The organism is Micromonospora sonchi (assembly GCF_014646235.1).
GTDB classification, from domain to species: domain Bacteria; phylum Actinomycetota; class Actinomycetes; order Mycobacteriales; family Micromonosporaceae; genus Micromonospora; species Micromonospora sonchi.
Window position 1 is genome coordinate 75,019 of sequence record NZ_BMNB01000032.1, and the last position, 6,448, is coordinate 81,466.

5 protein-coding genes and 1 pseudogene are annotated in these 6,448 nt (G+C 72.9%); 4 read left to right on the plus strand and 2 right to left on the minus strand.

Features of this window, described 5'->3' with window-relative positions:
- Position 1 precedes the first annotated feature (1 nt).
- The 4 genes and pseudogenes from IEY61_RS25785 to IEY61_RS25800 all read left to right on the plus strand — a co-directional run bounded on the left by IEY61_RS25785 (position 2) and on the right by IEY61_RS25800 (position 4,542).
- Entirely contained in the window at positions 2 to 688 is a 687-nt protein-coding gene (locus tag IEY61_RS25785) for an ABC transporter permease (RefSeq protein ID WP_189048824.1), read from the plus strand.
- Between the two features lie 49 nt (positions 689 to 737).
- A complete protein-coding gene (locus IEY61_RS25790; protein WP_189048826.1) occupies positions 738 to 1,460 on the plus strand; it encodes an ABC transporter permease in 723 nt (240 codons plus the stop codon).
- Positions 1,461 to 1,512: 52 nt separating this feature from the next.
- Positions 1,513 to 2,690, plus strand: a pseudogene (locus IEY61_RS25795) (glycine betaine ABC transporter substrate-binding protein).
- A 145-nt stretch (positions 2,691 to 2,835) separates the two neighbouring features.
- Complete coding sequence (locus IEY61_RS25800) at positions 2,836 to 4,542, plus strand: hypothetical protein (RefSeq protein ID WP_189048831.1); 1,707 nt, start codon at positions 2,836 to 2,838, stop codon at positions 4,540 to 4,542.
- Positions 4,543 to 4,587: 45 nt separating this feature from the next.
- Here IEY61_RS25800 and IEY61_RS25805 read toward each other — a convergent pair whose 3' ends face one another.
- Entirely contained in the window at positions 4,588 to 5,769 is a 1,182-nt protein-coding gene (locus tag IEY61_RS25805) for an NADH-quinone oxidoreductase subunit D (protein WP_189048833.1), read from the minus strand.
- A 52-nt stretch (positions 5,770 to 5,821) separates the two neighbouring features.
- On the minus strand, positions 5,822 to 6,448 hold a 627-nt coding region (locus tag IEY61_RS25810; RefSeq protein ID WP_189048835.1), incomplete at its 5' end, for an SAM-dependent methyltransferase.

Below are 6,448 nucleotides of genomic sequence, written 5' to 3' on the forward strand. Positions count from 1 at the left end.
TGTGTCCTTCCGCCTGAGTTACCGGGACGACCCGGGTAACCCGTGGTTTTCCTGGCAGTACCTGCGGGACAACTCTGACACGGTGGTGGCGGCGCTGCGTGACCACACCACGCTGACCCTACGGGCGGTGTTGATCGCCGCGCTGGTCGCCGTTCCGCTGGCCGTGTTGGCGTACTGGTACCGGCCGCTCACCGGGCCGATTCTCGCACTCACCGGGGTGCTCTACACCGTCCCCTCCCTGGCCCTGTTCGCGTTCATCGCGCCCTACCTGGGCATCGGCGTCGTGACCGTGCTCAGCGTGGTGGTGCTGTACGCGCTGCTGGTGATCGTGCGAAACACCGTCGCGGGGCTCAACCAGGTGCCCGCCGAGGTGCGGGAGGCGGCCGAGGGGATGGGGTACGGCCGTTGGGGCCGGCTGCTGAGGGTGGAGCTGCCGCTGGCCCTGCCCGGCATTCTCACCGGCCTGCGACTGGCCACGGTCTCGACGGTGGCGCTGGTCACCGTTGGGGTGGTGATCGGACGCGGTGGGCTTGGGCAGATCATCTTCGCCGGCTTCCAGAACAACTTCTACAAGTCGCAGATCATGACCGGGACACTGCTCTGCGTCCTGCTGGCCCTGGTGCTCGACCTGCTCCTGGTCGGCGTCGGTCGGCTGCTCACGCCGTGGCTGCGCGGGCGGGCCGGATGAGCGGCAGGACGGGCGGGGGCCAGCGCGACGCCAACCGCCGGAGGCCGCGATGAATCCGGTACGACAGGCGGTGCTGTGGCTCAACGACCCGCTGAACTGGACGAACCCGGGTGGCATCCTGGACCGGCTCGGCGAACATGTGAGCATCTCGGCCGCCGCGGTGCTGCTCGGCTGCCTGGTGGCCTGGCCGCTCGGGCTCTGGCTGGGCCATACCGGGCGTGGGGGCGGGTTGGTCGTGCTCGTCTCCAACCTCACCCTGGCGGTGCCCACGCTGGCCCTGCTGACCATCCTCCCGCTGACCTTCCTCGGCTTCGGCCGCCCGGCCGTGGTGGTCGCGCTGGCGGTGTTCGCGGTGCCACCGTTGCTGGCGAACGCGTACACCGGGGTGCGGCAGGTCGACCCGCAGATTCGGGAGGCGGCGCGGGGCGTGGGCATGACCGGGGCGCAGGCGCTACGGCGGGTCGAGTTGCCGCTCGCGGTGCCCTATCTGGCCGCCGGCTTCCGCACCGCCGCGGTCCAGGTGGTCGCCACGGCGGCGTTGGCGACCTTCGTCAACGGCGGCGGTCTGGGCGAGATCATCCGGCTGGGCTTCGGTCTGAGCATCGCTGTGGGCGGTGGTCAGATCCTCGCCGGCGGGCTGCTGGTCGCCGGGCTCGCGCTCAGCGTGGAGCTGTTCTTCGGGTTCGTGGAGCGGCTGGTCACCCCCCGTCCGCTGCGCCGCGCCCGACGCGGTGCCGGCCGCCGCGCCGCAGACGCGATCACCGGTTCCTGACCTGACCGGGCACGCCCGCCGTTGGTGGCCGCCGGCACGAGACGGCGGGCGGGTGGTGCGCGGTGCGGCCGGGGCGGATGGTGACGGTCCGGTGACGAAGTCTCGCAGAAGTTGTCGGTGCCGGCCGGCACGATGTTGGGTGGAAGTCGCGGGCGGCCGGAACGGGCATCGCCCGTCGGACACGCGGCCGGCCCGGACGGGTCGCGCCGGGACACGGAAGGCGGGCTCATGCACCCGGGTAGAAGACTGTCCATCGGCCTCGTCGGTGCCATCGCCGCAGCAGGTGTGCTGGCCGGGTGTGGCGAGGCCGGTTCCTCCGGCACCGAGGCGCCGCGGCAGGCCGCCTCCGGTGCGGGGTGCGCTCCGGTGGCCGGGCAGCAGCTCATCGCGCTCGAGGACGACAAGGCGCTGCAACACGCCGACAATGTGATCCCGGCGGTCCACGGCAAGGTGGTCACGCCGCAGCTCATCGCGGCGCTCGACAAGGTCTCCGCCGTGCTCGACACCCCGAAGCTCGTGCTGCTCAACAAGGCGGTCGACGACGACCGGAAGAGCGCCCAGGCTGCGGCGCAGGAGTTCGCCGCCGCCAACGGGCTCACCGACGGTGTCGAGCGGGGGCCGGGCGGGCGGCTCACCGTCGGGGCGGGGAACTTCACCGAGAGCGAGATCATCGCCCAGCTTTACAAGATCCAGCTGACCGCCGCCGGTTACCAGGTCACCGTCCAGCAGATCGGCAACCGTGAGCTGTACGAGCCGGCGCTGGAGAAGGGCGAGATCCAGGTCGTCCCGGAGTACGCGGCCACCCTGGCCGAGTTCCTCCGTGGCAAGGTGAACAGCGGCGGCCAGCCGGTCTCCTCGCCCGACGTGGACGCCACTGTCACCGCGCTGCGTGGCCTCGGCGAGAAGGTGGGCCTGGCCTTCGGCGCGCCGGCCGCTGCACAGAGCCAGAACGCCTTCGCCGTGACCGAGGAGTTCGCCGAGAAGTACGGCGTGCGGACGCTGTCCGAGCTGGCCGAGAAGTGCTCGGGCACGGCGACCGTGCTGGGCGGCCCGCCGGAGTGCCAGCAGCGCCCGTTCTGCAAGCCGGGCCTGGAGCAGACCTACGGGCTCGAGGTCGGCTCCTTCTCCTCGCTCGACCAGGGCGGTCCACTGACCAAGACCGGCCTGCGCAACGGAGAGGTCAGCGTCGGCCTGGTCTTCTCCACCGACGCGGCGTACGCACAGAGCTGAGTCGACGGCGCCCCTGGCCCAGCCGGCCGGGGGCGTCACATCGTCGCTGGTCGGAGTGTCTGCTCCGAAAGACCGCCAAACTCTTCCCCACCACCTGCCGCGGGACCGTTCCCAGCCACCGCAACTCTCGGTAGGCTGCGGACCCATGCCCGCCCCGGTACCCACCGACCCGCGCAGCACGCGACTACTCACCGCATTGTTCTGGGGCGGTGTGGCCCTGGCCCCGGTGGCGGCGCTGATCCTGCTGGTCGCCGACGGCAACGGACCACTGCGGTTCGCGGCGGTGTTGGCGATCATGGCGGTGGTGTTGATCGGGCTCTCCATCGCGCTGCGCACCGAGGGTGGGACCGGCCCCGCCGAGGAGTTGCGGGAGGAGCTCGACGAGCTGCGGCGGGAACTGCGCGGTGAGATCGTCGCCGCTGCCCAGCGTGGCAACCAGGCACTCGACGAGGCCCAACGGGTCCAGGAGGCGCTGGCCGGGCTGCGGCGTCGGGTCGACGCCGGCGGCACCGGCCCGACTGCCGGTGTCGAGTCGCCCGGTGCGGTCCGGGCCCGGGTGGTGGAGCCGGAGCCGGAGGCGCCACGGCGCTACGCCGAGCGGCCCGCCGGGCAGGCCGGTGTGTACGGCGCCGGGCAGGCCGGTGGCCACGACGCCGGCCCGGGCGGCGGTTACGACGATGAACAAGCGGGCACCGGTTACGCCGCTGACCGTCCGCCCGCTGGCCATGCCGGTGACCGCCCGGTCAGCGGCTCCGCCGGGGTCTACGGCTCGGCCGGACGCCCGGAGCACGACAACCGCCCCGGCGACCCGGCGCCGCGCCCGCTCGGCGTGGTCCGGCACACCGAAACCGTGCACGTGACCACCCGCCAAACCATCGTGGACGGTGGGGTGGGCGAGTCCGGCGCGCGTTACGGCGGCTACGCGGCGCCATGGTCCCCGCCTCAGGAGGAGCGCCCGCACGGCGGTCACAGTGCCGACCGCGACGACCGCCCATGGTCCGAGGCGGAGGACTCCCGTCGCCGGGACGATGCCCGTTCCTGGTCCGGCCCGGCTCACGAGGAGGACCGTGCGCGGCCGGACTCCCGGAGCGCGCGCCCCCGGTTCGGCCAGCGCGAGGCCTGGTCCACGCCCCGGGATGACCACGAAACCCACCACGATGATCGCGCGGCGCACCGCGATGACGGCGCGCACCGGGAGGATCGCGCGGCGCACCGGGGCGACCGTGACTGGGGAGCGCGGCACGACGAGCCGGGTTGGGACGACGGCGGACAGCAGTGGGATGTCCCGGCCGAACCGACTTCGCACGGTCGGCGGCAGCGGGCGGACGACACCGGCGAGTACTGGGCACAACTGCGGGCCGGCGACCGGTGGGCGGCGGTACGCGACGATGATCAGGGGCGCGAGCTGCACGTCGGTGAACGCCGCGCCGAAGTGCACGCCGACCACACCGGCACCGAGTACCGGATGGCGGACCGCTGGGCGAGCGTGCGCCGCGACGAGCCGCGGCGCGTCGCCGAGGGCGCCGAGGACCGGCGTGACGGCTGGGGCGAGCCGGAGCCTCGCCCAGCGCTGCCCGCCGGTGGGGTGCCGGTGCCGCAGGAGTGGCGGCCGCCCCGCCAACGTGCGTATCAGCCGGAGCCGGCGCGCGAGTACCAGCCCGAATCGGCGTACGGATATTCACCGGAGCCGGCGCGCGGCTATCCACCGGAGCCGCCGGCCCGCGGGTACCCGCCGACCGAGGCGGCGCGGGGCCCGCGTCCGGAGCCTGAGCCGTACGGCCGCCGGCACCACGCCGAGGAGCCCGGCTATGGCCATTCGGGCCCCGACGGTGCCCGGAACCGCTGGCGCTGACCCGGCCCGGCCACGACGCCCCGGGCGAACCACCCGGCTTGCGGATCATTTGTCGATGTCGCCCACCACGAAGAACATCGACCCGAGGATGGCGATCAGATCCGGTACCAGGCAGCCGGGCAGCAGGGTGGCCAGTGCCTGCACGTTCGCGTACGACGCGGTGCGCAGCTTGAGCCGCCACGGCGTCTTCTCGCCCCGGGACACCAGGTAGTAGCCGTTGATGCCGAGCGGATTCTCCGTCCAGGCGTACGTGTGCCCCTCGGGTGCCTTGAGCACCTTCGGCAGCCGGGTGTTGATCGGCCCGGTGAGCCGGTCGACCCGGTCCAGGCACTGCTCCGCCAGGTCGAGTGAGGCGTACACCTGGTCGAGCAGCACCTCGAAGCGGGCGTGACAGTCGCCGGTGGCGCGGGTGACCACCGGCACGTCGAGCTGGTCGTAGGCCAGGTACGGCTCGTCGCGGCGCAGGTCCAGATCCAGACCGGAGGCTCGGGCGACCGGGCCGGAGGCGCCGAACGCGGCGGCGTCGGCGGCGGAGAGCACCCCGACCCCGACCGTACGGGCCAGGAAGATCTCGTTACGCCGGATCAGGTTGTCCAGGTCGGGCATCCGGCGGCGTACCTCGCCGATCGCGGCTCGGGCCCGGCCGGTCCACCCCGACGGGACCTCCTCCTTCAACCCGCCGACCCGGTTGAACATGTAGTGGATCCGCCCGCCGGAGACCTCCTCCATCACCGCCTGGAGCGTCTCCCGTTCCCGGAAGGCGTAGAACATCGGGGTGATCGCGCCGATCTCCAGCGGGTACGAGCCGAGAAACATCAGGTGATTGAGCACCCGGTTCAGCTCGGCCAGCGCCATCCGCAGCCAGGTGGCCCGCTCCGGCACCTCCATGCCCATCAGCCGTTCCACGGCGAGCACCACGCCCAACTCGTTGGCGAACGCCGACAGCCAGTCGTGTCGATTGGCCAGCACGATGATCTGCCGGTAGTCGCGTACCTCGAACAGCTTCTCCGCGCCCCGGTGCATGTAGCCGACGATCGGTTCGGCGGCGATCACCCGCTCGCCGTCGAGGACGAGCTTGAGCCGCAGCACGCCGTGGGTGGAGGGGTGTTGCGGCCCGATGTTGAGCACCATGTCCGTGCCGAGTTGCTCCCCGCCGGTGCCCGCCACCAGCCCGGCTCCGGTGCCGACGGTCAGCTCGCGCAGGTCACCCGTGGTCATGCCCGCCATCGTGCCATGGACGCCGGCCCGCGCGCGGACGCGGCGACACTGGACAGCCACCTCACCGTTGCCACGAGTCGGCCGGCGCGGACCGGCCGGGCAGCGGCCCGTCGTCCGGCAGCCCAACCGGCTGCCACAGCCACCAGTGCCCGCCGAGACCGGTCGGATCGGTCAGCTCGGCTGTCGCCGACGCCTCGGCCAGCGCCCGCACGTAGCCGGCCGGGTCCCGGACGGCCAGGGCCAGCGGTGGCCGGCCGCCGTCGGCCCCGAGCGCGCGCAGCCCCGCCCGCTGCGATTCGAGGACGTACGCACACCGGGCGACCCGCTCGCCGGCGGAGGCGACCGAGTCCATGGCGACGTGCGCGGTGACGTCGCACGTGCCGTCCGGCACCGGCGGCACCTGTCGCCCGCCCCGGTACCCGGTCAACGACCCCCCGAAGGGCCGATCACCAAGCAGGTGCCCGTAGTCCACGGCCAACGCCAGCCCTCGGTCGACGTGCCCCACCGCATCCGTCCACGCCTCGTCCCTGGTCCGCCCGATTTCCGCCCGGTATCCCATGAAGGTGTGGTCTGTGGGGGTGTGGTCTGTGGGGCGGTCCGGGTTTGCTGATGGCACGGTGGGGGTTTCCGGGCAGCCCGGCCGGCTCCGGGCGGTCAGGCTTGATCCCTGCGCCGGTCGGGCGGCCCG

Coding starts and splice junctions, on each gene's coding strand:
- IEY61_RS25800 (WP_189048831.1), top strand. CDS start 2,836: ATGCCCGCCCCGGTACCCACCGACCCGCGCAGCACGCGACTACTCACC.
- IEY61_RS25805 (WP_189048833.1), bottom strand. CDS start 5,769: ATGGCGGGCATGACCACGGGTGACCTGCGCGAGCTGACCGTCGGCACC.
- IEY61_RS25790 (WP_189048826.1), top strand. CDS start 738: ATGAATCCGGTACGACAGGCGGTGCTGTGGCTCAACGACCCGCTGAAC.